This window comes from Pseudoalteromonas phenolica (genome assembly GCF_001444405.1).
GTDB lineage: Bacteria > Pseudomonadota > Gammaproteobacteria > Enterobacterales > Alteromonadaceae > Pseudoalteromonas > Pseudoalteromonas phenolica.
This window is the reverse complement of sequence record NZ_CP013187.1, coordinates 3,776,608-3,799,918: the sequence shown is the minus strand read 5'-3', so window position 1 is coordinate 3,799,918 and position 23,311 is coordinate 3,776,608. Positions and strand designations below refer to the sequence as shown.

23 protein-coding genes are annotated in these 23,311 nt (G+C 40.4%); 14 read left to right on the top strand and 9 right to left on the bottom strand.

Features of this window, described 5'->3' with window-relative positions:
* Window position 1 precedes the first annotated feature (1 nt).
* The 10 genes from PP2015_RS17110 to PP2015_RS17065 are packed head-to-tail and all read left to right on the top strand — an operon-like array spanning window position 2 to window position 8,177.
* Window positions 2-1,288 (top strand): beta-ketoacyl-[acyl-carrier-protein] synthase family protein, encoded by a 1,287-nt coding sequence (locus tag PP2015_RS17110; RefSeq protein WP_058031455.1) that lies wholly within the window; start codon window positions 2-4, stop codon window positions 1,286-1,288.
* 16 nt (window positions 1,289-1,304) lie between these two features.
* The gene (locus PP2015_RS17105; protein WP_058031454.1) at window positions 1,305-2,720 is read left to right on the top strand and encodes an AMP-binding protein; all 1,416 of its coding nucleotides are present in this window, start codon (window positions 1,305-1,307) and stop codon (window positions 2,718-2,720) included.
* Between the two features lie 35 nt (window positions 2,721-2,755).
* Window positions 2,756-3,994 carry an AMP-binding protein gene (locus tag PP2015_RS17100; protein WP_058031453.1) on the top strand — a complete coding sequence of 413 codons (1,239 nt, stop codon included), beginning with the start codon at window positions 2,756-2,758 and terminating at the stop codon, window positions 3,992-3,994.
* A 2-nt stretch (window positions 3,995-3,996) separates the two neighbouring features.
* Window positions 3,997-4,368 carry a hypothetical protein gene (locus tag PP2015_RS17095; protein ID WP_058031452.1) on the top strand — a complete coding sequence of 124 codons (372 nt, stop codon included), beginning with the start codon at window positions 3,997-3,999 and terminating at the stop codon, window positions 4,366-4,368.
* Between the two features lie 9 nt (window positions 4,369-4,377).
* Window positions 4,378-4,755 (top strand): ApeI family dehydratase, encoded by a 378-nt coding sequence (locus PP2015_RS17090; RefSeq protein ID WP_058031451.1) that lies wholly within the window; start codon window positions 4,378-4,380, stop codon window positions 4,753-4,755.
* Window positions 4,745-5,335, top strand: a complete 591-nt coding sequence (locus PP2015_RS17085; RefSeq protein WP_058031450.1) for a hypothetical protein — start codon at window positions 4,745-4,747, stop codon at window positions 5,333-5,335. The genes PP2015_RS17090 and PP2015_RS17085 overlap by 11 nt, the downstream gene beginning before the upstream one ends.
* A 14-nt stretch (window positions 5,336-5,349) precedes the next feature.
* Window positions 5,350-6,582 carry an ATP-grasp domain-containing protein gene (locus PP2015_RS17080; protein ID WP_058031449.1) on the top strand — a complete coding sequence of 411 codons (1,233 nt, stop codon included), beginning with the start codon at window positions 5,350-5,352 and terminating at the stop codon, window positions 6,580-6,582.
* 35 nt (window positions 6,583-6,617) lie between these two features.
* Entirely contained in the window at window positions 6,618-6,962 is a 345-nt protein-coding gene (locus tag PP2015_RS17075) for a pentapeptide repeat-containing protein (RefSeq protein WP_058031448.1), read from the top strand.
* 12 nt (window positions 6,963-6,974) lie between these two features.
* On the top strand, window positions 6,975-7,892 hold the full coding sequence (locus PP2015_RS17070; protein WP_058031447.1) for a ketopantoate reductase family protein: 918 nt from the start codon (window positions 6,975-6,977) through the stop codon (window positions 7,890-7,892).
* Window positions 7,893-7,898: 6 nt separating this feature from the next.
* Window positions 7,899-8,177 (top strand): 2TM domain-containing protein, encoded by a 279-nt coding sequence (locus PP2015_RS17065; RefSeq protein WP_058031446.1) that lies wholly within the window; start codon window positions 7,899-7,901, stop codon window positions 8,175-8,177.
* Window positions 8,178-8,183: 6 nt separating this feature from the next.
* Here PP2015_RS17065 and PP2015_RS17060 read toward each other — a convergent pair whose 3' ends face one another.
* The 4 genes from PP2015_RS17060 to PP2015_RS21925 all read right to left on the bottom strand — a co-directional run bounded on the left by PP2015_RS17060 (window position 8,184) and on the right by PP2015_RS21925 (window position 12,016).
* Window positions 8,184-10,259 carry a winged helix-turn-helix domain-containing protein gene (locus tag PP2015_RS17060; RefSeq protein WP_058031445.1) on the bottom strand — a complete coding sequence of 692 codons (2,076 nt, stop codon included), beginning with the start codon at window positions 10,257-10,259 and terminating at the stop codon, window positions 8,184-8,186.
* Between the two features lie 620 nt (window positions 10,260-10,879).
* Window positions 10,880-11,104 carry a hypothetical protein gene (locus tag PP2015_RS17055; RefSeq protein WP_058031444.1) on the bottom strand — a complete coding sequence of 75 codons (225 nt, stop codon included), beginning with the start codon at window positions 11,102-11,104 and terminating at the stop codon, window positions 10,880-10,882.
* Window positions 11,105-11,132: 28 nt separating this feature from the next.
* Window positions 11,133-11,339 carry a hypothetical protein gene (locus PP2015_RS17050; RefSeq protein ID WP_058031443.1) on the bottom strand — a complete coding sequence of 69 codons (207 nt, stop codon included), beginning with the start codon at window positions 11,337-11,339 and terminating at the stop codon, window positions 11,133-11,135.
* Window positions 11,340-11,839: 500 nt separating this feature from the next.
* Window positions 11,840-12,016 (bottom strand): hypothetical protein, encoded by a 177-nt coding sequence (locus tag PP2015_RS21925; protein WP_157599099.1) that lies wholly within the window; start codon window positions 12,014-12,016, stop codon window positions 11,840-11,842.
* Window positions 12,017-12,212: 196 nt separating this feature from the next.
* On the opposite strand from PP2015_RS21925, the gene PP2015_RS17045 reads away from it, so the two are divergent.
* The 3 genes from PP2015_RS17045 (at window position 12,213) to PP2015_RS17035 (ending at window position 17,438) form a co-directional block, all read left to right on the top strand.
* The gene (locus PP2015_RS17045; RefSeq protein WP_058031442.1) at window positions 12,213-13,421 is read left to right on the top strand and encodes a lanthionine synthetase C family protein; all 1,209 of its coding nucleotides are present in this window, start codon (window positions 12,213-12,215) and stop codon (window positions 13,419-13,421) included.
* Window positions 13,422-13,430: 9 nt separating this feature from the next.
* Window positions 13,431-16,610, top strand: a complete 3,180-nt coding sequence (locus tag PP2015_RS17040) for a lantibiotic dehydratase (RefSeq protein WP_319593340.1) — start codon at window positions 13,431-13,433, stop codon at window positions 16,608-16,610.
* A 312-nt stretch (window positions 16,611-16,922) separates the two neighbouring features.
* Window positions 16,923-17,438, top strand: coding sequence for a hypothetical protein (locus PP2015_RS17035; protein ID WP_058031440.1), 516 nt, complete (start codon window positions 16,923-16,925; stop codon window positions 17,436-17,438).
* 27 nt (window positions 17,439-17,465) lie between these two features.
* Here PP2015_RS17035 and PP2015_RS17030 read toward each other — a convergent pair whose 3' ends face one another.
* On the bottom strand, window positions 17,466-18,707 hold the full coding sequence (locus tag PP2015_RS17030) for a serine hydrolase domain-containing protein (RefSeq protein WP_058031439.1): 1,242 nt from the start codon (window positions 18,705-18,707) through the stop codon (window positions 17,466-17,468).
* A 134-nt stretch (window positions 18,708-18,841) separates the two neighbouring features.
* On the opposite strand from PP2015_RS17030, the gene thpR reads away from it, so the two are divergent.
* A complete protein-coding gene (gene thpR, locus PP2015_RS17025; protein ID WP_058031438.1) occupies window positions 18,842-19,369 on the top strand; it encodes an RNA 2',3'-cyclic phosphodiesterase in 528 nt (175 codons plus the stop codon).
* Here thpR and PP2015_RS17020 read toward each other — a convergent pair.
* From PP2015_RS17020 to PP2015_RS17005, 4 genes are read right to left on the bottom strand one after another with little or no spacing between them, the layout of a single operon-like run.
* Window positions 19,361-20,380 carry a helix-turn-helix domain-containing protein gene (locus tag PP2015_RS17020; protein WP_058031437.1) on the bottom strand — a complete coding sequence of 340 codons (1,020 nt, stop codon included), beginning with the start codon at window positions 20,378-20,380 and terminating at the stop codon, window positions 19,361-19,363. The genes thpR and PP2015_RS17020 overlap by 9 nt on opposite strands.
* Window positions 20,377-21,027, bottom strand: a complete 651-nt coding sequence (locus PP2015_RS17015) for a glycoside hydrolase family protein (RefSeq protein WP_058031436.1) — start codon at window positions 21,025-21,027, stop codon at window positions 20,377-20,379. The genes PP2015_RS17020 and PP2015_RS17015 overlap by 4 nt, the downstream gene beginning before the upstream one ends.
* Window positions 21,028-21,055: 28 nt before the next feature.
* Window positions 21,056-21,847, bottom strand: a complete 792-nt coding sequence (locus PP2015_RS17010) for a hypothetical protein (protein WP_193330496.1) — start codon at window positions 21,845-21,847, stop codon at window positions 21,056-21,058.
* A 46-nt stretch (window positions 21,848-21,893) separates the two neighbouring features.
* Window positions 21,894-23,174, bottom strand: a complete 1,281-nt coding sequence (locus PP2015_RS17005; protein WP_058031435.1) for a LysM peptidoglycan-binding domain-containing protein — start codon at window positions 23,172-23,174, stop codon at window positions 21,894-21,896.
* Window positions 23,175-23,311: the final 137 nt, after the last annotated feature.

Sequence of the window (23,311 nt, the reverse complement as noted above, 5' to 3'; positions counted from 1 at the left end):
AATGAATCAGCAGGATAGTGTTTGCATTAGCGCGTATGGTGCAATGACCCCACTGGGTCAAACATTAGATGAAATTAGTCATAATTTACAAAATGGGATCACAGGGATCCGCGAAGTAAAGAAATTTGATACTTCGACATTTAAAACAAAGTGGGCAGGTTTACCTGAGTACGGCAATGAAAATATTCGTTGGCCGAAAAGACCTGGTCAACCAAACAGACCTGGCGAGCTAATTTACGCAGAAAAAGCAGTTAAACAGTTAGTTGCACAGTTCAACCCCTTAGAAAAATACAGCCCAGACCGAATTGGCTGTGTCATCGGCATTGATGAACCAGGTGTTGATCCAGAAAGGACAACACAATTCACGGCAAAGATTGGTGCTGATAAATGCAAGAAGCGTGATGAGTTTATCCCTGAAGGAACGGAGTTTTACCGCATTTCAGAGATGATGGACTTAGATGTTACATCTGCATTAAAGGTCATACACAAGCATATTCCTTTTAGTGGTTACACGCGCTGTCATGTCGGCTTATGTTCGGCTTCTTTACAAGCTCTTGGCATGGCAAGACAGGCCATCTTAGATGGAAAAGCGGATGCGATGATCGTCGGTGGTGTATCAGCAAAAGTAACACCATTCAATCTAGCCCAGCTTGAAGCTGTCGGTGCTGTAAGTACAGATCCGCTTTTAGAAGGGCCTGCACGCTGTCGCCCATTTGATATTCGTCGTTCAGGTTTTATGCCTGCTGAGGGCTCAATTCTTTTCATTCTTGAAAAAGAAAGCGCCATTGAAGCTCGAGAAGGACAAAAATATTGTCGTTTGAAAGGTTATGGCGCAAGTCTAGCTGCTCAACATGTGGTTGCGCCTCATACTGAAGGTAGAGAAATGCAGCTATGCATGGAAAGAGCCATTGAGGAGGCATCGTTACCGTTAGCGTCTTATAGCTTTGTAAATGCGCATGGCACATCAACGAAATTGAACGATTACCATGAAACTCAGGTTCTAGAGGGCATTTTCGGTGAAGATAATGTACCACCGGTTACGTCGACGAAATCGCTTCATGGACATTTGATTGCATCTGCAGGTGCGATGGAAGTATTGGGTGTCATGGCTTCTTTTCGTGATGGTTTCATTCCAGCAGTAGCGAATCTTGAGCAACAAGACCCAGCCATTAAGGTTCCGGTCGTAAAAGAAACTCAATATAAGCCTATTACTAACGTACTTAAAAACTCTTTTGGTATGGGTGGTTTAGCTGCATCAATGGTGCTGCAGAACCCGTCTGTAGCTTAGTTGTAAGGAGCCTAGAATGCGTTTTATCGATTTTTTAGGAGCAAAGCAAACTTGGGTTGCGAAATACGGGAAAAATTCTATCAATGCAGAGTTTGTTTCTAATTTATTGAGCACAGTGAATGCCGGTCCTCTTGGCGAGCTAGATAAACAGAAATTACATGTGTTTTGTGTTTATAGTCCTTTGCAAGCACTGTTGTCCTATTTTATTGGCTCATATCTAGGCCTGACTTGCGCTGTGGTTTCACCGCGAAGTCTTAATAAATTACTTGATGGATATGATGTATCTAAATTAGGGGTAATCATTACACCTATTGGTAGAAAAACACCAGTCCTTCCGCAAAAGGTAAAGTCGCTAGAATTAAACTACTCACCGACTTTAGTCGCGACAACAGAGTCGCTTCAGCCGAGTGATAGTAAAGCGCAATTTGTTTTTTGTACTTCAGGTTCTACAGGTAAAGCAAAGCGTGTGGTGCATTGCGAAACGCGGTTAGTGAACAATGCAAAAGTCGTTTCTAGTTATTTAGGCTTAACGCAAACAGATAGTTCTTACTGCGTGTTTCCTATGCAGTATATGTATGGCCTATCGACAACGTTATGTGCATTACATAGTGGCAGTGAAATCTCATATGGAGAGTTTGTTAGTCCTTCATTAGTTGCAAGTTATGCCATGAAGAATCATGTCACGGTGTTACCTATCTTAGGTGAATGGAGTTATGAATTGAGTCAAGTGTGGCTATCAGGTTTTGAGCCTAACAGACTGATTCTACTGAACGCATCAGATAGGTTATTGCAGTCACAGGCGCTAGAAGTAATGCCATGGGCCACAGCGTTTTGGAACAACCTAGGGCAAACTGAATCTGGTCCAAGGATCTTCGCTTTAGAGCTGAAACAGTTCACAGATTTAAATGAAGTGTGCCACAACAACACAGTATCAGTGGGCTACCCAGTTGATGAATCTATTAAGGTTAAGTTGGTTAATAAAAGTGTAGATACAGGTATCGGTAACCTTTATTACAAAACGCCTTTTAAGATGGTTGGGTACCTACTTGATTGTGGAGATGTTCAAAGTGTTGAAGCATTTTCAGACAGTGGAGACTTGTTCAAACAAGACGAGCAGGGGCGCTGGCATTGGGTCACTCGTAGTAGTCACACTATCAAAGTAAATGGTGAGCTAGTACCATTAACGTCGCTCACTAACAAAATTCTGAACTTTGAAGCGGTATCAGGTGTGGGTTATGTCACTAATAAAAAGGGTGAGCTTTGTACATTTGTTGAATCTTCAGATGTGAACGAAGCATTGCACACTGAGCTGACTTCATTGATGACGCATACACTGCGCGGTAAGCGCTCCAGAGTGTCATTAGTCCCTAAATTACCAAGAACAGAAAACGGCAAATTAGATTTATCAGAATTACGCCAAAGAAGCCTATAAAAATAATTTAACAATATAAATCAACAGGATAAAAGATGAACAATGAAAGAGATACACTTTCATTACGCCATAGTGCGTTTGATAGGAAAAGAATTCAGGCAATTGTGAACAAGTTTTGGGCATTAAGTTTTCCATCTGAAAAAGCGCCTAAGATTAGTGATTATGAGTCTTTTGTAAACCTAGTCCCAGAAATGGGTAAGGAACAATACATCGCGTTGTCTGAGAAGGTGTTTGCAAACCATAAAGACGTGCCATTAATCATTGGTGGTTCAAGTGGTACTTCAGGGCAAAGCAAGTTAGTCATTGAAAAAACGAATACACCGGGCTCAAAACCAAGCGAAGACGATGTTCAATTGATCACTGAACTAAGAATGGCTGGTGTATTGGGTCCTGGAGACATAGCTGCAAACCTGTTTATGGTAGGTATGTATTCTATTTTGCATCATGGTTTTAATCGAATTATTGAAGCATGTTATGCCTCAGTATTGCCTTTAGGCATGCTAAACCCAGAGCAAACGGATACGCAGTTAGCATTTATGAAGAAGCATAAAGTCAATGTATTAACGGGCACGCCAGGCACGCTAATTCAAGTGGCACATGCTGTTCAAGCAAGTGGTGTAGATCTAAAAATAGAGCGGATCTTATACACAGGTGAGCGCCTTGGTGAAGCAAAGGCGAAGGTGCTTAGAGCGGTGTTCCCTGGCGTACGCATTATTGGTTTTTATGGTTTGTCAGAATGTGGATTTATGGCAATCGAGGAGCAGGGTGAAAAGTATAAAGTTAGACAAAATGCTTATTTCCTAGAAATCAATGATGCAGGTCGATTACTCGTTACTTGTTTAAACGACGAATTACCAATGCCATTTTTACGCTTTGATACCGGAGATGCCGTATCGCTGACAGCACGGGGTGATCAAGTGATTATGGCTGGTATTGATAGATCTGATACGAGTTTCAACTTCGTCGGAAACTTAGTGGATGTTCGCGAGTTACGCCAAATTGCAGCTGCAGCCATTGGTGAGTCAGACATTATTATCGAAGCACTTCTCGATACTAATCAGCAAGGACAAGACTTACTGACGATTCGAGTGCTGAGCCACATGTTGTCTAAAGAAGATGAAGTGGTGATCGCTGATGCTTTGCTTAGCTATGAAGAAGTTAAAGAGGCTTTAGACAAAAATACGGGAATTGTGACAGTCGAATTCGATACACCACAGAGTGCGACTTTAACTGGCCGTAATAAGCACCGACAGATTCTAGATAAGCGAGCTTAAATATGGATAGTCAATTTTTAAATATTTGCCAGTTAGGCACTGTTGAAGAAGGCAAGGGTTCTGGACTCTTAAAGCTCAACAATTATCAAGGTGGCATGTCAGTTAAGCCACTATTCCTCGCACTGGAAGGGATTCATCAAGTCGCTGTGAGAGCGGGTAAAAAAGTAATTGAAGGTGCAAGTAGCCGTGATGTTCGAGTGCTACCTGTAAATATTAACCAATTTACTGAGCTCGCAGATGTTGAGCTAAAAGAATATGAATTTGCTTGTGAAGCGGCTGCTTTTGGACCGTCTGCTCGAGTGACTATCTCAGTAAATGATGCAGTGTCTGCTGAGCAGGTAATAGACGCTCAAATAACAGTGGCAAGAGTCTAAGGAATGGCAATGAAATTTCTCCAACAAGCTAATTCAATTTTTAAAGATATTGATGCGCACCAAGATGGTCAAGTCAGTTTTGTTCTTGATAGTGAGCACTTTTTATTTGATGAGCACTTTCCAGGGTTTCCAGTCGTGCCAGCATCTTTAATTATGGAGTTTATTAACCTCTGTGTCGCTGAGCGATATACGCAAGAGGGAGTTAAGTTCTCAATTTCAAATGCCAAGTTTTTAAACCCTATGGTACCGGGTAATACTTACACATGTAAGTTTAAAGTCAGGTCAAGCGAGGCCTTGTTCTTTTCTATTTCGGATGATGCAGGAAAAGATTACAACAAAGGCATAGTTTCTTTCATGAGTGAGAGTGAGGTTGAACATGCTGCGTAAAATACTTCTTGGTGTAGGGCCGTGGATCCTATTCAGTTTAGTTTTGAGGTTTGGTACTGCTGATTTAATCACAGCGTCTTGGATTGCATTTTTCGTACTACATACGTATTTCGGTAGAAACTACTTAAAGGCTGGCAATCCATTGTCATGGGTATCATCCATACTATTTTTGTCATTATTTATTAACAGTATTGTCGGTTGGTCATATTGGGCTATGCAATATGGCGCGCAAATTTGTTATGGCGTCTTTGCATTTACGGCAATTACATCTGTGTTAGTAAATAAGCCATTCACTATCACACATTCAAAATTAGTGACGCCACAAGAGTTTTGGGGTCATCCAATATTCTTAAAAACGAACAAAGTGGTTTCAGCTTTTTGGGCATCATGCTTTGCAATAAATGGCCTAGTCATGATGTTTGAAATGTACTTCCCATGGGCAACCTTAATCACAACTTACTTTGTGCTGACTGCAGCAATCGTATTCAGTGACAAGTACCCACTGTATGTAAGAGAAAAAGCTTTAAAAATGCGTGAACAAGCTCAAAAAGAAGCAGAACTAAAAGCGCAAACAGCATAAAAAAGGAAATAGGTATGAGTAAAAAATTATTAATTTTGGCGCGTGGCGAATACGAAAGTTTTTTGAAGTTAGATGGTTCTAGCATTTTTGAAAACTTGCCTTGCGAAGGCGTTATTTTAGCAGATAGAGGCAATGCGAAGATTTTTGCAAAGCTGACAGACAAATTTACGGTAGAAGTGGTTCGTTGGTCTGATGAAACTAAAGTGCTTGAAACTGCCCAAATGTTACATCAAGCGCATCAGTTTGAAGCGATAGCAACATTAGATGAATCAAACGTAGGGCTGGCTGCAAATTTAAGAGAGTTACTTAATATCGAAGGTTTGCAAAGTGCTCAAGGTCAGCTCTTCAGAGATAAAGTAGCGATGAAGCAGCGTCTTCAAGGTTCTCCTGTAAAGTACCCGCAGTTTGCATGTTGTAGTGAAGAGTCGCTTGTTAAAGAGATGCTTCAAAAATTCAATAAACTGGTAATCAAGCCAAAAGATGGCTTTGGCAGTAAAGAAGTTGAGTTTGTATCAAGCCAGCAAGAATTAGCAACATGGTTAGAAAAAAATCAAGCCAATTTAGGTCAATTTGAAGCTGAAGAGTTTATTGAAGGACAGCTTTACCATGTAAATGCACTCATTATTGACGGTGAAACCAAATTAACTGCTCCGGCAGCTTACTTACCGGGAATGAGTAATATTGATTTCTCGGCGGGTACGCCATTTATCAGTGTTATTGAAGAAGATGAATCATTAAAAAGTAAACTTGTCGCGTTTTCTGATGAGGTAAATAAAGCATTCAACATTAAGAATGGTGTGACTCATTTAGAGTGTTTTGTATCTCCAAATGGTGAGTTAACTTTCTGTGAAGTAGGTCTAAGACCTGGTGGCGGCGGTATTGTCTGGATGATCGAATCACAATATGGCGTCAATTATAGTGAAGCTGTATTAGCGATTGAAGCTGGCTGCTCAGAGATTCTGCCCGCTATCAACCATGCAAAGCGTGATATATCGGGGTTAATTGGCATTCGTTCAAATATGTCAGGCTTTGTGCAATCTTGCCTGCCATTAGAGTCAGTCACAGATGGGTGTATCAAGTTAAAGCAAGCATTTATTCAACCTGGGTCATTTAAAGCGGCTTCAGCACATTGTACGGATTTCTTAAGCTTATTTGTTTTTGACTCAACTAATACTGAGTCATTCCATAGCAAATGGCGTGAACTTCAAGATAAATATCAAGAAAAGCTAATATTAACAACAGTTTAAATTTTAAATATCAACAGAGAATATAAGGAAAAATCATGAACACAATTAAACTACACAACTGCGAACACATTTTTGACTTACTAAATGTAGATATGACGGAGAGTACATTTGAAGAAGTTGATGCGACCGGTTCTTCACTTAACCAGGTTAACTTAACTGAGTCAAAGCTAGAAAAAGTGAAGTTAGAAAATGCCGAGTTAGACAGTGTGTCATTTACAAATGCAAATATGATCTCAATTAACCTGCAAAATGCGACTTTATCTAGAAGCAACTTACATAATCTTAAAATTTCTAGTTGTAACTATGAGGGAATGACCATTGAAGGCATAGAAGTCTTCAAGTTGTTACAAGCTTATCAAATGCAGCAATCTGCAGCATAACAAGGGCTGGTAATGAATGTTCTCATCGTAGGTTGTGGTGGGATTGGTGGTTACTTTGGTGCTCGGCTTATTGAAGCTGGCACCAAGGTGACTTTTCTAACCCGAGAAAAAACACAACAGCGTCTTCAGGGTGAAGGTTTAAAGTTGTTTAGTGTAAGAGGCGACGTATTTGTCTCAGTTGACGCCATTACAAAAGCATCACTTAAACAACCCTATGATTTGATTTTGTTGACTTGTAAAACTTATGACTTGCCACAGTGTTTAAAAGATTGTGAGGCAGCAGTTAATGATAAAACTTACATACTGCCAATGCTAAATGGTTTTGGTCATTATCAACAAATTCAAGATGCTTATCCCAAAGCTCGGCTATTGCACGGGTACTGCAACGTAAGTGCTGCTCGTGAATCAAACGGGCATATTAGACATTATAATTCGATCCATGAAATGACGATTGGGATACCTTCAGCTTACAGTGAAGATGAGCGAGTTAATGCGCTTATCGAGCAGTTAAAATTGGCTAATTTTAATTTAAGAGTGAGTAAGGCTATTCAGCAAGAGTTATGGGAGAAGTTTGTATTCATTAATGCATTGGCTGGTGTGACGACTTTGCTTAGGGGCACTGTTGGAGATGTTGTGGAAACACAGTATGGAGCACAAACAGCAAGTGCGATAATTGATGAATGCCAAACAGTTGCAAAAGCGCATGGTTATGCAATAAGGCCCAGATCAAACAAGATAACTAGAGATGCATGTAAGCAGAAAAACTCTCCGCTTTCGGCATCAATGCTGAAGGATATTCAAAATAATCATGAAATTGAGCTTAATTTAATTTCAGAACTGTGTAATTTCGCTGAGCAGAAAAGTATTAAGCTGCCACTTATGAACGCAGTACATAGCCAGTTAGAAGTTTATCAAAACCAATTAAGGTAAAAATTTATGAAAACTGATATTGAATCATATCAAGATGCAATGACACATGTTGCGCGTATAAAATCATTCTACAAATTTGTGTTAAAAGGACTAATGCTCAGCGTTATGTTGATTTTACTTAATGCTGTGACAAACAGTGATTATATGTGGAGCCTTTGGGTTTTAGCTGGATGGGCTGTAATTGCTGCCGTGAAGTGGGTAAGCACATTTGGATTTGCCTCCTTATTTGACAAGCGGTGGGAGGAAAAGCAAATAGCAAAGAGCTTATCTCAAACGGGTAAATAAAAAAGACTAATCAGATTCGACTAATGAAACAATACCTGTACTACCGAGTGCATATTGATCGAATATGCACTCATTATCACCACAGCTAATACGCTTTGGCGCATCGGTTAATTGAATATTCTTAACTAACTTATAGTCTTCTTGTCTATTCCAGACTTTCAAACTCTCTTTATCTAAAAGAAATATGTATTCTTGTGTGACAGCCCATTTGTCAGTAAAAAAACTATTGAAGTCAGCTATTAATAATTGCTTCTCTCTAGTATTTGGGTTGTATTGCCACAGACCTGGTTCCCTAAACTCCGTAAGATAGATCATGTCATCAAAAAAATGACCTGTGTAACCAGAAACGCCTAATAGTTCTTTATTTTGGGTTTTTAAATTATATGACTCTAAATACCAACTTTCGCCGACTTCTTTACTATAGAGAATCTTTCCACTTTGTTCGGAGTATGAATAATTTTCGATATTAGGAATATCGCTCTTAAGGACAGAAATACTTCCAGTTGTTTTATCGATCTGAATTAACTTGCTTGGCGTTGTCGTTAAAAGCATATCACCAGCATCTCTTAGCGTGGTCACGTCTTTTAAATCATCACTATCAATGATGAGTTGACTAGAAGAGCCTTGACTCTTCCAAATCCCCATTTTATGAGAACGGTTGCTTAAAAAATAATAACTTTGATCGTCTAAAATACGAGTGGGTGTATGTTCTAAATAGTCACTTTGCTCTTTTTTAACAACATCTAACGTATCTAACTTTATCTTTGACAAGTATGAGCTAAATAATGAGCCTGCGCTCAAGTATATTGTTCCATCAACTGAGTTAGGCATATAGAGTGGAGATTCAGCTTCATAAATATTTTCAATTTCATCATCAACGGTTGAGTAAGAAAGTAACTTATTCGAATGAGTGAAAATAATCATCTCATCGTTGTGCCAACTAATTTTGTCAATGACGTTTGGGAATTCAAAGAGTTTGAGTGTTTCTCCAGATACTAAGTCTAATGTCCAAATGCTTGAACGTTCCCAAAATATATCACGAACAAAGGCAACCTTACGGCCATCAGGAGATAGGGTGGGAGCATAATCACCCCTACCTGTGGTTGGTGGTGAAGTTAGGTTTCTCTCCAAGCCTGTCGTTAAATCATGTTTAGAGATCGTGTAAGGATCTGAGATGTTTTTTCCTTTTGCATAGAAAATTGCATCAGCGGAATGAGAAAATTCAAGAGAAAATAAAAAACTATTTTTGTCACATGTCGTGATTAACTTTTTGTCTTGAAGTTGAATCTTACTATCTGACACTCTCGCTATATACAGACAGGAGCTATCATCTTTTTGTTCTATAAAAGCAAGTTGATTACCATCCATCGAAAGAGCAAATGAAGAAATTACAAGGCCTGGCTCCAGCTTAATTACTTGCTTCTCACCTGTTGTTATATTTTTTGAAATTAAATAGGAGTTTTCTTTTTGCTCGTTAGTATAAATAAGGGTTTGTTTATCTCTAGAAACTTCAAAATCATATTCAATACCTTTTTCATAGCTCAAGGCTGAGAGAGAAAGCTTTTTAGATGATAAAAATGAGTAAACATCCGTGATGAAAAAAGCTGAAATGAGAAGGGAGCCTAAGATTGGAAGTGTCGTATTTTTTAAACTAAAAATTGTATTCAAAGGCTTTTTCAACTTAGGTGTTGTTGAAGCTTTGATTTGAAAATCAAGGTTATTTTCGGTTTGAATTTTTTTAGGATGAGAAATGCTCTCTTGAAGAGTTTCTACTTCTTCAAAGTTATTAAAGCGATAGCCTTTTTTGGGGATTGTTACTATGTATTTTAAAGAAGGGTCGCCACAATTAATTTGTTTTCTCAGCTCAGATATCACAGAGGCTATGGTATTTGTATCGCGAAACTGAGTTCCCCACACTTTCAATAACATAGTATCGTAGTCAACGGCTTCACCTTTAGCTTCTAAAAGCGCTAATAGGCAAGCATTATGCCTTGCTGCTAATTGGATTGATTTACCATCTGAATAAATAAGTTCATTATTAGCTGAATAAAACGTCCAGTGTGGTGTTTTATAGGTTTGCATAACTTCTCTAATATACAATAGTTTTGAATTGATAATGCGGTTGCTCAGAGGGGGGAGTAGCTGCAAAGCTAGTGTTTACATTCCCAATACGCTGAACTTAGGCAATAAAATTTGTAAATTAAGTAAGCTTAAATATTAGGCTGTTAATTTTGCTCTTTAATTACAAAGTAAAAACTAAAATTGTATCGAGACAGTGTTTCATTTTTGTTTAATTTCATTTTTCATATCCTTGTGTTAAACAAAAGCCTAAACTAAGGCTATTCTAGGTTGAGTTAATTATTTCAATTTGTTTAATATCTTATTTATATCCTTGAATTAAACAAACACCTAAACTAAGGGTTAAAGTAGGTTAAGTTAATTTATTTTGCTTTTCAAGCTTAGGTAGAGCCTTGATTTGTTACATTTATTGTATTGTTCTCAGGAAGTCTTTGTTCTTATGCATAATTCATTATCTATATTTTTAGTTAACACCTTGTTGCTAATATGAAAATTAAAAACAGTTTCTTTCTCAATCCTGTATGCGCAGAAGCTTCTTGTATTATTTTTTTAGGTGGACTTTCAAACACTCAATTAAAAAACGCCTCAAAAGAGGCGTTTACATTTATTAATCTAAGCCTTGATTAATAAATGTCACCACACGTATAGGCGCCACATGTGTTCGCTACACAGTGTGTAACACCATCAGCACTTGGCCCATCGATTGGCGGTGGTGGTGGACAGCGGTAAGTAGCATAACTACTGTTGATTTGTGTACCACCTGCAACCTGTGGAGTCATTTCTGCAGGAATATTGCTGCTATCAGCAGATAACGTCTTCATTTTCTTTTTATTTAACTTTAATTTCATTGTTATGTCCTTATTGATATTTTATGAATTAATATACATCTGGGCAGGTGTAACCTATGCCACAAGTGTTTGCATAGTCCATTGTCAAACGACCACCACCACCGCCACAACGGTATGTTACAAAGCTGCTATTTACATCTTGACCACCAGCAACTTGTGGCGTCATTTCAGCTGGAATAGCTTTATTATCGCTAGATAATGACTTCATTTTCTTTTTATTCAATTTTAATTTCATTTTCATATCCTTGTTAAAAAATTAGCGCCTAAAAAAGATGCAAATTCAAATTAATTCATCTTAAATAAATTATCAAGCTATTAAACTTAATTTAACAAAATCAAATTGCTGTTGGTATTCTTTTTGTTATTTACTTTATTGCGGAAAATGTAATTAATAGAATGTTTGAATATATGTTTATTATGAAAAAAGTTACAAGTATATGAATTAGGGTAAGGCAGAGGAGTGTATTTTTATAGTCTTAAAGTTTTCATTATGAAAAATCTGAAGGTGAATAAAGGGCGATATTTTTAAGAAAAACATGATCCCTGTTCTTTTTGTTTTTGCAACCAATTGAATTTTATATAAAATGTGAATTTTTTCATTAGTGTGCGTGTGGATGAATATAGCCAATTCCACATGTACAGAATGGGATTAGTGTAAGGCGGCCACAATCAATATCAAAAATTGATAAACCAAAATACGCCTCATTTGAGGCGTTTTAGTTGAGTATGACTTTACTACACTTCTTTGCAAGCAACAGCATAGCTGGTCACATCACAATAATCTTTATAGCATGTTAAGCCAGCACTTACGCCAACAACACCACCAGCCACTTGTGGCGTCATCGCCGCAGGAATTGCTTTGTTGTCGTTAGAAAGAGATTTCATTTTCTTTTTATTTAATTTTAATTTCATAATCATATCCTTGTTTGAAATAAACCCTCTAACTTAGAGAGCATTATTAACATAATTCAATTAAATGTAACTTTCAAGTTTTTAACTCTGAGTTAACAAATTTAAATGTGTTGAGGTTTTGGTGACGCTTCAGTAAGGTATCGATAAGTTGTTGCAGGAATAATAATTAGAACGGTGTCTTCACCTAAGGATAGATATGCCAACACATGCTATTGCGTCTGTAGAGCAAGCAGATCAGGTGCGCGAAATAATCAAAAGCTTGGCCGACAAAGTGAGCCAAGATCTTCATAATGTTGAAACCAATGGTTTGTTAAGTGGCTTAGCTGGTCATTTATTATTTTTATATAATGCCTATCGTATTGATCCGAGCTTTGTCGATGAAACGTTATTCTCAGAAAAATTAGAAAAGTTACAAGAAGAGTTAGAGCAACAAGGGTTTGAGCTCAGCAATGGCCTTGCTGGGCAAGCTTGGGTATTAGAGTATTTAAACCAAGCCGACATGGAAGATTATGATCCAGACTTACTCAGCGATATGGATCAAATCTTTTATGATGCATTGAACTTTCAACCGTGGCCGGGTGAGATAGAGTCCGTACTTGGGCTTGCGGGTTACGCCCCTTATACCGCTAGGCGTAGCAAGCAATCAGATCAGGCTGCATTATACGGTGTAATAGTCGATAACTTTGCCAGTGTGGCACAACAAGTTGATGATAAATTAATAAGCTGGTCTCAGCCTGAGTATTCGGTTTATCGCTTCGAAAAAGAAGATCGTAAAAAGCCTGAGTACAATCTGGGTTTAGCCCATGGTGTGCCGGGGATTATCGCTGCGCTTATCCCTGCACTGAGCATAGATGCCATTAAAGATAAGACCGCTCAGTTGGTCACGCAGTCTTGTGACTGGTTACTTACCCAGCAAAACCCAAATCAAGAAGAACACTGCTATGGTTCATGTTCTGGCGGTGAGCACAAATCGAGACTTGGTTGGTGTTATGGCGATTTAACAATCGCATTAACCCTTGCTCGTGCAGGTCACGCACTAGATAGACCAAGTTATGTTGATGAAGCGCGCCGAATGGCGTTAAAAGCGGCAAAACGTGATGCCGAAAGTGGCTTTATTAATGATGCTGGCTTATGTCATGGTTTTGTTGGCCTTGTCAGTATTTATCAAATCTTAAATCAACTTATGCCCCACCCTGAGCTTGAGCAAGCCGCAAAATACTGGCTTAACTACAGTCTTGAGCAATATCAAGAAAAAGGCCTTGAAGCATTTTATGCATACAATGGTGAAACCACTCAGCACTATGAGAATTTTGGTTTCTTAATGGGTTATGCAGGGGTTGGCGTTGGCTTTATCTCAGTTTTAAACGATGACCTAGATTGGGCTGAATGCTTATTGATGGCATAAGGAGTGATGATGTCAAACAACAATAATCAAAAACAAGTTAATCAACCGATTAAGCATGCGCCATTTTTTGTTATGCGTACGCCGCGTTTATCACTAGAGCACTTAACAGAATTTAGCTCAGAGTCAGCCGATACCAATGCCATTTTAGAAAAGTGGTTAGCAATTGAGGGGGTTGAAGAAGCCATTTATCTTGCTAGCCCTTCTCTATTAGAGCGTATTGAGCAGTGGCGTGTAAAACCAGAATCAAAACAAGGTAAAAAGGTTGCGCAAGCGCTACTTAAGTACATGTTACGTATGTGCGCAAGGCCGACGCCTTTTGGTTTATTCTCAGGGATCCACAAAGGTGAAGTGAGCGATACCACCGAGTTTGTGAGTGCCTCACACACTCAAGATAGTCGTAAAACACGACTTGATATGTTTTATCTGTCGGCATTAAAAGAGCACTTTGTGAAAGAGGCACAACGTGCCGACAATTTGATGTACCGCCCGAACCCCTCTCATTATTTCGTTGCTGAGCAATGTCGTTATATCGAGAACTATCTTTCGGAAGACAGCATGCAATATCGTTTAAGTGCGGTAGACAGTGATGAATATTTTCAGTGTGTACTTAAGCTTGCAAAAGGTGGCTTGAATTTTAATGGTCTAGTCGATGCTTTTTGCGCACAGTATGCAGAAGCCGATAAAGAAGACGTTGAAGCATACATTCAAGATCTGATTGATGAAAAAATACTCCAGGCCGACATTCCTCTGCCGCTGACGGGCGACTCACCTGATTACGCTCTTTTAAAGTCATTACAAGATATGGAAGAGCAGGCAACCGCAGATCAACTTGCAACGGCTCTGGCCATGATTGAAAAGCTTGATAATGAGAAAAGTGGTGAAATTAAACCTTACAAGCAATTGCTTGAACACTTTCAGAACATGCCAGTTAAAGCGCAAGAAAATAAGCTTTTTCAAACCGACGTTTATCGCGCCTTTGAACAGTGTCAATTAAGCGCTCAAGAAGTGCAACGGGTGCAAAAGCAACTCGAATTATTGGCTGAATTAGGTGATACCGATAAATCTAACCCATTGAGTAACTTTATCACTAAGTTTAATGCTCGTTTTGAAGGTCAGTTTGTACCGCTTGATGTGATCTTAGATGACGAGTCAGGTATTGGCGTTTCAAATGAAACTGGATACGAAGCCCCGCTGGTGGCAGGTTTAAACCTAGTTAAGGGTAATCAAGGCGCGGGTGAAGCGCCAAGACCGACTTTGCTCAACCAAATCATTGAAGAAGCCCTGAGCTTACCGGCGAATCGCAGCAAAGACAGCATAGTCTTAAAAAGCAAAGAGCTAAGAAGCAAAGTAAACAGCAAAGAACCTGTTAGCAAAAACTTCCCAGCCTCTTTTTCTGTGATGCTCAGTGCTTATCAAGACGACAGGGCAAACCCTGTATTCAAGCTGGGCGGCTGTGCTGGCCCATCATCAGCTAACTTGTTGGGTCGCTTTTGTCACTTAGATGATGGCCTAAAGCAGTCTGTGATTGATGAATTGCAAAAAGAGCAAGCGCACTCAGACAATGTGATTTTTGCCGAAATTGCGCATATGCCAGAAGGTCGTCCTGGCAACGTGATTGCACGCCCACACCTACGCGAGTACGAAATCGTCTTTATGGCCGACAGTAGCTTAGACAGTGAATATCAAATTCCACTCAGTGACTTATTTGTTTGGGTTGAAGGGCAAAAAGTTAAACTGTGGAGCAAGCGTTTAAATAAGCAGATCATCCCTCGTTTATCATGTGCACATAACTACTCAGCGCGCAGTCTTAGTGCTTATAAGTTCTTATGCATGCTGCAACACCTAGAAGGTCGCGCACCGAATTTCGGTATGCCAAGTAGCACCGCCAATGACGCTTTTGTGCCAAGAGTGATGCTTGATAACCTGATCTTAAATGAAAAAACGTGGCGTATTGAACGTAAAGAGCTCGAAGCCATCAGTAAAAACGGCAAATTCTCATCTGAAAAGCTAGAGGCATTATTGGCCAAGTATCAGCTTGATCCACAAGTGTGTTATGCCATGGCCGATAACGTACTTCAGCTAGATCTGCGTCATCCAGACATGCTGGCGGTATTACTATCAGAAACCAAGGGGCAACCTCGCGTTGAGTTAAAAGAAGTGCTAACAGCGCAATATGCTTCGCGTGTTGTCGACACTCAAGGTCAGCACTACAACAACGAAATGGTGATCCCATTATTCAATGGTAATGCGCCAATACACCATCATTTCTCTGACGATCCACTTGCAAATATCACAGCCAAGCCGATTAAACGTCGCTTTAGTGCTGGCTCAGAATGGTTAAGCTTGAAGATTTACTCTGGTAATTCAATCGTCGAGCAGCTATTAACTGAAAAGTTATTGCCATTTATTGCCGAGCAGCAAGGTGATTTTGAAAAATGGTTCTTTATTCGCTATGGCGATCCCGACTGGCATTTGCGTCTGCGTTTCTATGGCGAGCCAAGCAAGTTATGTGGTCAGTTGTTACCTAAGTTGAATCAGTTACTCGATCCTATGGTTGAGTCGGGCGAGCTACACAAGGTCGAGCTAATGACTTATGAGCGTGAAGTAGAGCGCTACGGTGGTCCTGAGTCTATGGCACTGATTGAGTCATTATTCATGCTAGACAGTGAATTAATTGCCCGTACTTGTGGCTTAATTGACGAGTATGGTGAAGATATTCGCTGGCGTGTGGCACTGCAGTGCACCGATAAGTTGCTTAATTTGTTTAATTACAATGATGAGGGAAAATTTAACTTAATCAGTGGTTTGAGAGCCGGTTTTGGTAATGAATTTAACGAAACCAGTCATTTGCGCAAGCAGCTAGGTAATCGTTACCGCGACTACCAAACTCAGTTAGAAGATGACTTTGTTAAACTAGCAGATTTAACTCAGTTACCTGATGACGAGGCCCAAAATGCGATTGCCCAACTGCTTAACTTATGGCAACAGCAAGCACAACCTGTGGTTGCGCAGCTCAATGAGATGCTAGAAGAAGACAAGCTCAACTGTAGTCGAGACTCACTGCTCAGTTCTTTGCTACACATGCATAACAACCGTATGTTTAAAGCCTATGGTCGTGAGCAAGAGTTGGTGATCCATGACTTGATGCGCCGTAAATATTTTTCGGCAGACAAAGGCCAAAGCCACTAACAGGCTATCGCAATTCAATATTTAAAAAGCACTGTTTTTACAGTGCTTTTTTATGCTTAACAGCCATGTTTCAAACTGTTTGAACTCACCCTAAACCTCGGTATTACCGACTTTAAGTCGGGCTTATTCAACTTTCTCACTTAGTCTTAGTCTAGCTTTTTGAGTTATTCTAAACCTCGGTAGCACCGACTTTATGTCGTGTCTGTCTTTATCTCCACCTTAACCGAACAGCTTCCATCTCTTGCTTATTGTCTATTCATCAAATGCTGACTAACATTACTATTTCAAACTGCTTAAAAAAGACATAACAACATGAAAAAAGCATTTATATTAATTATCTCTCTGTTACTCAGCATACCCACATTTGCAGGCTCACTGGCAAAAGAATTGCAGGTATTTGAACTTTACCTTGGCACTTGGCAGGCAGACTTTGCCGTGCCAAAAGGTCAACCTGCCATGCAAGATGTCAGTAAGTGGGAGCGCGCGCTAAATGGCACGGCTATTCGCACCCTGCATTCAATTAATGAGGGTATGTATGGTGGTGAGTCATTAATATTTTGGGATAAAACAAAACAAAGCTTAGTGTTTTACTATTTCACAACCGCAGGCTTTTATACTCAAGGCACCATGGAGGTATTACCCAATGGTGCCTTTGTGGCCTATGAAGACGTAACAGGAAACAAAGATGGCATCACCAAAGTGAAATCCACCAGCCAGTTCGTTGATGGAGTGTTTATAGTCTCGACCCAATATTTAAAAAATGGCGAATGGACTACGCCTGAGTCTCGCAGCTATCAGCGAAGTGACAAGCTGGTGAAGTTTAAATAGTGCGGTATTAATTTAGTTTTTTATCTTTTACAGGGCAGGTGTTATGCCCTGTAAGATGATTTCTTCTGCAAGTGCAGTTACAACTTCACCAAAGTCCCAAAAAACTTCAGTATTGACGTTTATATTAGCGGCTATGCTCAGAGATAACTCAGGGATGACAATAAGCATAGACTGCGACCCTCTTGATACCCCGCCATGGTGATAAACCGTATATTTATCGAGTAGTAAGTTTTTTGCATCTCGCCAACCCAGCGCATAGTTTTGTGGGTTTATTTCACCATTGTTGAGTTGTTGCGGTGTCCACATAGTATCGACAGTCGTTTGACTTAAAAAATGCCTATCTAGGTAGCCACTGCCGAGTTTGACCAGATCGCTAGGCGTACTGATAAATCCTCCACCCGCTAAACGATGACTCAAATCGACATTGCGCCATGGTATATAGCTTTTTTGCTGCCCTTTGTTATTAAAATAAAAATCAACAAGGTGTTCGGCCTCAGCTTCTAACCCTGTCTGGGTCATATCAAGGGGTTGCCAGATACGATCTCGCATAGCGTCGATAAAGTCTTGCCCTGATACGGCAGCAAGCACTGCGCTCAGCAACACGGTGCCGTAACTTGAGTAATAAAACTGTTCACCTGGAGCGTAGAGTAATTCACTGTCGTCAAAGCCTTTTAGCGCCTCTAGCGGTGTTTCAAAGTGACTGGTTAGGGCCATCGCATAATACAGTCCCATCAAGTCAGTATTGCGTTTGTAATGCGGTAAACCAGCGCTGTGTGAGGCAAGCTGCCTAGGTGTCATTGCCGGCCATAGTGGGTTTGGGTTGAATCCTAAATAGTCTTGGATCGGGGTATCTAAATTGAAGTTATGCTTATCAATCAATTGTGCCAATAGTGTTGCTGTCATAGCCTTTGATGTGCTGCCAATTCGAAATTGATGTTCAGTCGTCAATGGTGTGTTGTTCTCTAAAGACGCGTAGCCAACAGTACCCGACCAAAGCGGTTTGCCTTGGTAGGCAATGGCTGCTGATAGCCCTGGTGCAAGGCTTTGTTCTCTGTACTTCTTAAGAATATTAATGAGCTTTGCTTCATCGAGTTTAGTCTCACTATGCGTATGACTTGTTTCTGGATGAGGGGAGTTTGGCAGCGCATAATGGCTTGCAAATAAAATTGGGGCTTTACCGCGATAGGCAGCCCAATCGTAAACGGGTTTGAATAACCAGATCAGTAAGGCAATAATCAGGCATATAAGGGTGATAATTTTGTATTTCATAACAAGCTCTCATTGAATGTGATAGAGCTAATATATTGAAAGTATTGATATTAAATCTTGCCGATAAATAAAAATGCTGGCCGATAGTTAAAAGAGTAAGTTTATTTATTAAAAATCATAAGAAAGAGGAAGCTATGAGTGAAGCAAAGCGCTTGTTCTTTGGAATAGGATTAGATCAGAGGATGACTGAGCACCTTGAGGCTTGGCTTACACGTTCTGTCACCGCAAAAAAGCCACATACCAAGCCCAGTAATTGGCATCTTACTTTGGCTTTTTTACCGAATGTGTCTGCTGAGCAGCAAGCGCAATTAATTGAATTTGCTCGCGCACTTCAAGTGGCTCGCTTTTCTTTAACGTTTAGCGAAACTGGCTATTGGGCGCACAATGGTATTTTTTATTTGAAACCCGACTTCATTGCGCCACAACTTAAAGCTTTAGCTGAGCCATTAAGGAGCAAAGGCACTGAACTGGGTATTTATGATAACCCTTATGAGTTTTCGCCTCACATCACCTTATACCGAAGTCATAAGCCATGTCCTGAAACAAATCAGGCTATCGTGCCATGTTCACTTCAGGTCAACCAGTTTCATCTTTATCACTCGTATCGCACAGAAGCCGACGGGCTCATTTACGAGCCGATAGAGACCTTTGATTTAATCTAAAAATAACTGCTTTCGATATTGGCTAGGTGTGGTGTTGAATCTCGCCTTGAACGCGCGATTGAATGGCCCGATAGAGTTAAACCCGGCATTAAGTGCGAGCGTTAATATTGGTGTATTTACCTGATCAGCTTGCTTAAATTGCATAACCACATGATCTAACCGATGGTGGTTTAAAAACTGACTAAAGTGATTAAAGCCAAGTTGCTCATTAATATATTTTCTTAACTGATGAGGTGGCACTGTCATGGTTTCAGCAAGTTGCGCAATGGTGAGCGTTGGTTGAAGATAGATTTGAGCTGCCAACTGCGCATTAAGTTTATCGCTTAAAGCACTCGAGGGCTTAATTTTAGGTTGTCCAAGCTGAGTTACTGAAGTGAACAACCAGTCTTTAATCGCCAGTAGGCTGGCAAATAAGGCTATAAACACGACTACGGCATTGCTCAACATAAACCAAGATTGACGACGCCATGGCGAGTCAGTGAGTTCAAACACCAACAGTAATAAACAATAAACGACTGATAACGTTGCCAATACAATACGTAGCCTTCTTCGGGCATCGACTAAGTCATCTTGAAAGCCCCACATACTTAAGCCTATCGCGGTAAGTAAAGCGATGGCCTCTAATAAGTGCATCACTTGGTGAAATGGTGCCGATATATCGGTGAGGACAAATTGCCAAAACAAAATCAGCACAAGTATGAAGATACCGGCTTGACTGGCTTTGTGTGAAAGCCAATGCGGGAAGCGAGCATGGAAGGTGCGCCAAAAGGTCAGTGCGAGTACAAAAGGAAACAGCTCAGTTAAAAAGAGAAACACGCCTCTGGCTGGGTTAAACCTTAACTCATGAATGGGCTGAGTCAGCAATAGAAAGCCCGTTAAAGACAGCGAAAGTGCCAACGCTAAAAGCCGCTCGCCTCGGCCAAGCTTGTGCCAAAGTAAGGTGCTCAATGTCAGCATGATGCCAACACTCGAAAAACGCAGTAATAGGTCGACGAGTGTTAGGCTTGTCATGGCTGTAATTTACTCTTAATGCGGCTCGTTATCCAACTCAATACCGAAGGCTTGGTAGTAGGAGATGAAGTCTTCGAGGCCTGTTTAAAAAGCTGCTCTGTTGCTGCATTGCGCTCACTTTGAATATGTCTGCGGCTGCATTCTTGGGCGGCACAGTGCCAGTCTTGTTGCTTGATGGCGTGATGTAGTTTCGGCCAGTTTTTCGCTAAATGCGGAGTGCCTAAATTAAAAGCCATATCGAGCAAAGCATATTGGGCACTCAGTGGCATTTGTTCAAATTGGCAGTTAAAGCCGCTTTGTTTGCTAAAGACCCTGTTCAATTCTTGTTTAAACTGTGCGAGGTGTGTGTGAAGGAGCTTATCGGTTTCATGGCTGGGTAGTGTCAGTTCACAAAACTGCGCATACCAACTGGCCTTATAGCCTGACTTTTGTTTGCTTATCTTTTTGTATTCGGCTTGTTTTTCGCTATTACTGGCGGGCTTTCCTGATTGTTTATGGACTAGATTAAGCGCACAAAACTGGTTTGCGTTGGCCATTAAGAATCCAACCCCTATGGTGGGATTGCCTCGGCTATCTAAATAGAGATGGGCGATTTCGCCCTCAAAGCGTTTTAGTTGCTGTATAAACTGGGTGTCGTTACTCGGCATAACTACTCATACTGTCGAAAAATACGGACTACTCGGTCAATTCTTGTGTTTCTTCCTGCTCAGGAAGGTCACAACTTTGTACCTCTTCAATATTAGACTTTTCATCAACAATATAGCAATGCTTTAAGATGGAGCAGTAGCAAGCGTTCACTTTTACATCAAATATACTTTGATCAATTTGCTGCCAAAGTCCTGAGTTAAAGTTGGTTTTTTGCATCATAAAAACATTAAATTCTTCACCGTCGGCAAGTAAAAAGTTAGTGGTATCGCTTGACGCAAACCAGCCGAAGGCGTTGCGGTAATTAATGTCTCTTTGGTCTTGCTCTATCTCAGCGAGGGCTTCTTTATACGCATTTAACGAACAGCAAGTGTCGAGTAACTCTTCAATGTGAAAATGGTTCTCATCGTTATAAATGTACTCGATGTAATGGACCATGGCAGGGCCTGTGCCAGAGTTAGAAATATTGATATTAATATATTGTTTTTCTTGGTTAATATCGAAATTAGAGTAGCCCATTTTGAGCCAAGGTAGGGTTTCGGCTTTAAGCTGGCGTTTGGCTGCGGCGACTTGCTCTTGCGAGGCTTTTGCTTGTAGATACGTTGCATAAAACGAGGCTGCAGAAATCACAATGGCACACACTGCGAGCATAGAGTTTATCTTTGAGCGGGTAAGGCCTTTTCTCGGTGGGCGCTTTGCTCTGAGCTTATGCTTTTTATCATCGTGATGATCTAGCACGGCTTGCTCAGAGAGCGCATGGAGTGTCTCTTTATTTGAGTCTGAGGCCTGCTGCGTTTGTTCTTGTTTGGGTTGTTCGCTCATGTCCTTGCCTTAACGTGTTATTTTTATTGTTTTATTTAAATCGTATTTAAGGTGCGGCTAAGAAAATCGTTAACTTATCGCCAATCCGTAAAACGTCTTTCGATAAGCTATTCCACTGCTTAATTTTACTGACCGTAACATCAAAGTGTCTGGCGATACGCCATAGGCTGTCACCTGACTTAACTTTATACTCTATTTGCTTATCTGCCAAAATTGGCAGCATTAAGGTGTCGCCTGCGCGAATACGGCTCGATTTTAATTGATTAAAGCTTTTTAATTGCGAAACCGTAATCGAGTGACGCTGGGCGATAACACTCAAACTGTCACCGCGGCGAATGGTGTACTTTTGCCATTGTTCACTTGGCATTTCGGGTAAGTTCGCGACATAATCTTGCCAGTTCTGACTTTCGCCTTTTCTTAAAACTAAGTGTTTAGGGCCGTCTAATAACGCTGGGAAACGGGTATAACCCGGGTTTAATACTTCAAGCTGCGCCCACTTCTTTTTGTCATCTAAAATTACCCCATGACGCATATCAATCACATCTATGGTTGGCTGGTTAGCGATTTTTGGAAAGGCCATTTGCTCTTCACGAAGTAGTTGTGCGGCAGCTAAAAGCTTTGGCACATAGTGACGGGTTTGTCTAGGTAGCTTTAAATGGAAGAAGTCAGTCGATTTACCCTGCTTCTTATTATTGCGAATGGCACGTACAACACGGCCTTCACCTGTGTTGTAGGCGGCAATAGCATGGTACCAGTTGCCATCGAAGCGTTTGTGTAAATAGGTTAAAAAATCGAGTGCGGCATTAGTGGCATCAATCACGTCTTGGCGACCGTCATACCAAGGACCAATTTTTACACCATAATGCTTGGCGATGAGTGGTGTCAGTTGCCAAAGGCCAGAAGCATGTTTGTGCGAGTAAGCGCTGGTATCAAAATCACTCTCAATTAAGGGCATTAAAGCCAATTCAATTGGCAGACCTCTGCGCTCAACCTCATTGACAATGTAGTATAAAAACGGCTCGGCGCGCTTTGTAATAGTTTCCATGTAGTTCGGGTGTTTTAAATACCAATCAACACGGTTTTGTACACGTTCGTGATTAGATGGCGCAAATTGCAATTGAATTCTAATACGGTGCCAAACATCTTCAGCTTCACTCGGTAAGATATTTTCAACGAATACCGGTGCCACCGGCTCACTTGGTTCTGTGAGTGCGTTGTCTTCTACTGGAGGCGTATGAACAATGGCTTCTTCAACTTCAGTGGGTGAGTTGGTTAGGCTGGCACAGCCAGATAAAAGCAGAAAAAGTGAGATAAATACAATGCGCATGAAGATTCTTTTTAGTTAGAGTTATTTTTGAATATCACAACAATTGTATAGAAGTTAGTTACAGGGGTTAAGTGAAAATTTTTACGGGGAAGCGTGCGACATGGTAGGCGCGACTTTACGTCGCGCACTCTGTGAAA

Excerpts from the sequence above, each read along its gene's own strand:
- PP2015_RS17105 (WP_058031454.1), top strand. The coding sequence starts at position 1,305 with ATGCGTTTTATCGATTTTTTAGGAGCAAAGCAAACTTGGGTTGCGAAA.
- PP2015_RS17050 (WP_058031443.1), bottom strand. The coding sequence starts at position 11,339 with ATGAAATTAAAATTGAATAAAAAGAAAATGAAGTCATTATCTAGCGAT.
- PP2015_RS17055 (WP_058031444.1), bottom strand. The coding sequence starts at position 11,104 with ATGAAATTAAAGTTAAATAAAAAGAAAATGAAGACGTTATCTGCTGAT.
- PP2015_RS17015 (WP_058031436.1), bottom strand. The coding sequence starts at position 21,027 with ATGCCGAGTAACGACACCCAGTTTATACAGCAACTAAAACGCTTTGAG.
- PP2015_RS17110 (WP_058031455.1), top strand. The coding sequence starts at position 2 with ATGAATCAGCAGGATAGTGTTTGCATTAGCGCGTATGGTGCAATGACC.
- PP2015_RS17070 (WP_058031447.1), top strand. The coding sequence starts at position 6,975 with ATGAATGTTCTCATCGTAGGTTGTGGTGGGATTGGTGGTTACTTTGGT.
- PP2015_RS17090 (WP_058031451.1), top strand. The coding sequence starts at position 4,378 with ATGAAATTTCTCCAACAAGCTAATTCAATTTTTAAAGATATTGATGCG.
- PP2015_RS17040 (WP_319593340.1), top strand. The coding sequence starts at position 13,431 with ATGTCAAACAACAATAATCAAAAACAAGTTAATCAACCGATTAAGCAT.
- PP2015_RS17020 (WP_058031437.1), bottom strand. The coding sequence starts at position 20,380 with ATGACAAGCCTAACACTCGTCGACCTATTACTGCGTTTTTCGAGTGTT.
- PP2015_RS17080 (WP_058031449.1), top strand. The coding sequence starts at position 5,350 with ATGAGTAAAAAATTATTAATTTTGGCGCGTGGCGAATACGAAAGTTTT.
- thpR (WP_058031438.1), top strand. The coding sequence starts at position 18,842 with ATGAGTGAAGCAAAGCGCTTGTTCTTTGGAATAGGATTAGATCAGAGG.
- PP2015_RS17045 (WP_058031442.1), top strand. The coding sequence starts at position 12,213 with ATGCCAACACATGCTATTGCGTCTGTAGAGCAAGCAGATCAGGTGCGC.
- PP2015_RS17035 (WP_058031440.1), top strand. The coding sequence starts at position 16,923 with ATGAAAAAAGCATTTATATTAATTATCTCTCTGTTACTCAGCATACCC.
- PP2015_RS17065 (WP_058031446.1), top strand. The coding sequence starts at position 7,899 with ATGAAAACTGATATTGAATCATATCAAGATGCAATGACACATGTTGCG.
- PP2015_RS17100 (WP_058031453.1), top strand. The coding sequence starts at position 2,756 with ATGAACAATGAAAGAGATACACTTTCATTACGCCATAGTGCGTTTGAT.
- PP2015_RS17060 (WP_058031445.1), bottom strand. The coding sequence starts at position 10,259 with ATGCAAACCTATAAAACACCACACTGGACGTTTTATTCAGCTAATAAT.
- PP2015_RS17075 (WP_058031448.1), top strand. The coding sequence starts at position 6,618 with ATGAACACAATTAAACTACACAACTGCGAACACATTTTTGACTTACTA.
- PP2015_RS17010 (WP_193330496.1), bottom strand. The coding sequence starts at position 21,847 with ATGAGCGAACAACCCAAACAAGAACAAACGCAGCAGGCCTCAGACTCA.
- PP2015_RS17085 (WP_058031450.1), top strand. The coding sequence starts at position 4,745 with ATGCTGCGTAAAATACTTCTTGGTGTAGGGCCGTGGATCCTATTCAGT.
- PP2015_RS17095 (WP_058031452.1), top strand. The coding sequence starts at position 3,997 with ATGGATAGTCAATTTTTAAATATTTGCCAGTTAGGCACTGTTGAAGAA.
- PP2015_RS17005 (WP_058031435.1), bottom strand. The coding sequence starts at position 23,174 with ATGCGCATTGTATTTATCTCACTTTTTCTGCTTTTATCTGGCTGTGCC.
- PP2015_RS21925 (WP_157599099.1), bottom strand. The coding sequence starts at position 12,016 with ATGAAATTAAAATTAAATAAAAAGAAAATGAAATCTCTTTCTAACGAC.
- PP2015_RS17030 (WP_058031439.1), bottom strand. The coding sequence starts at position 18,707 with ATGAAATACAAAATTATCACCCTTATATGCCTGATTATTGCCTTACTG.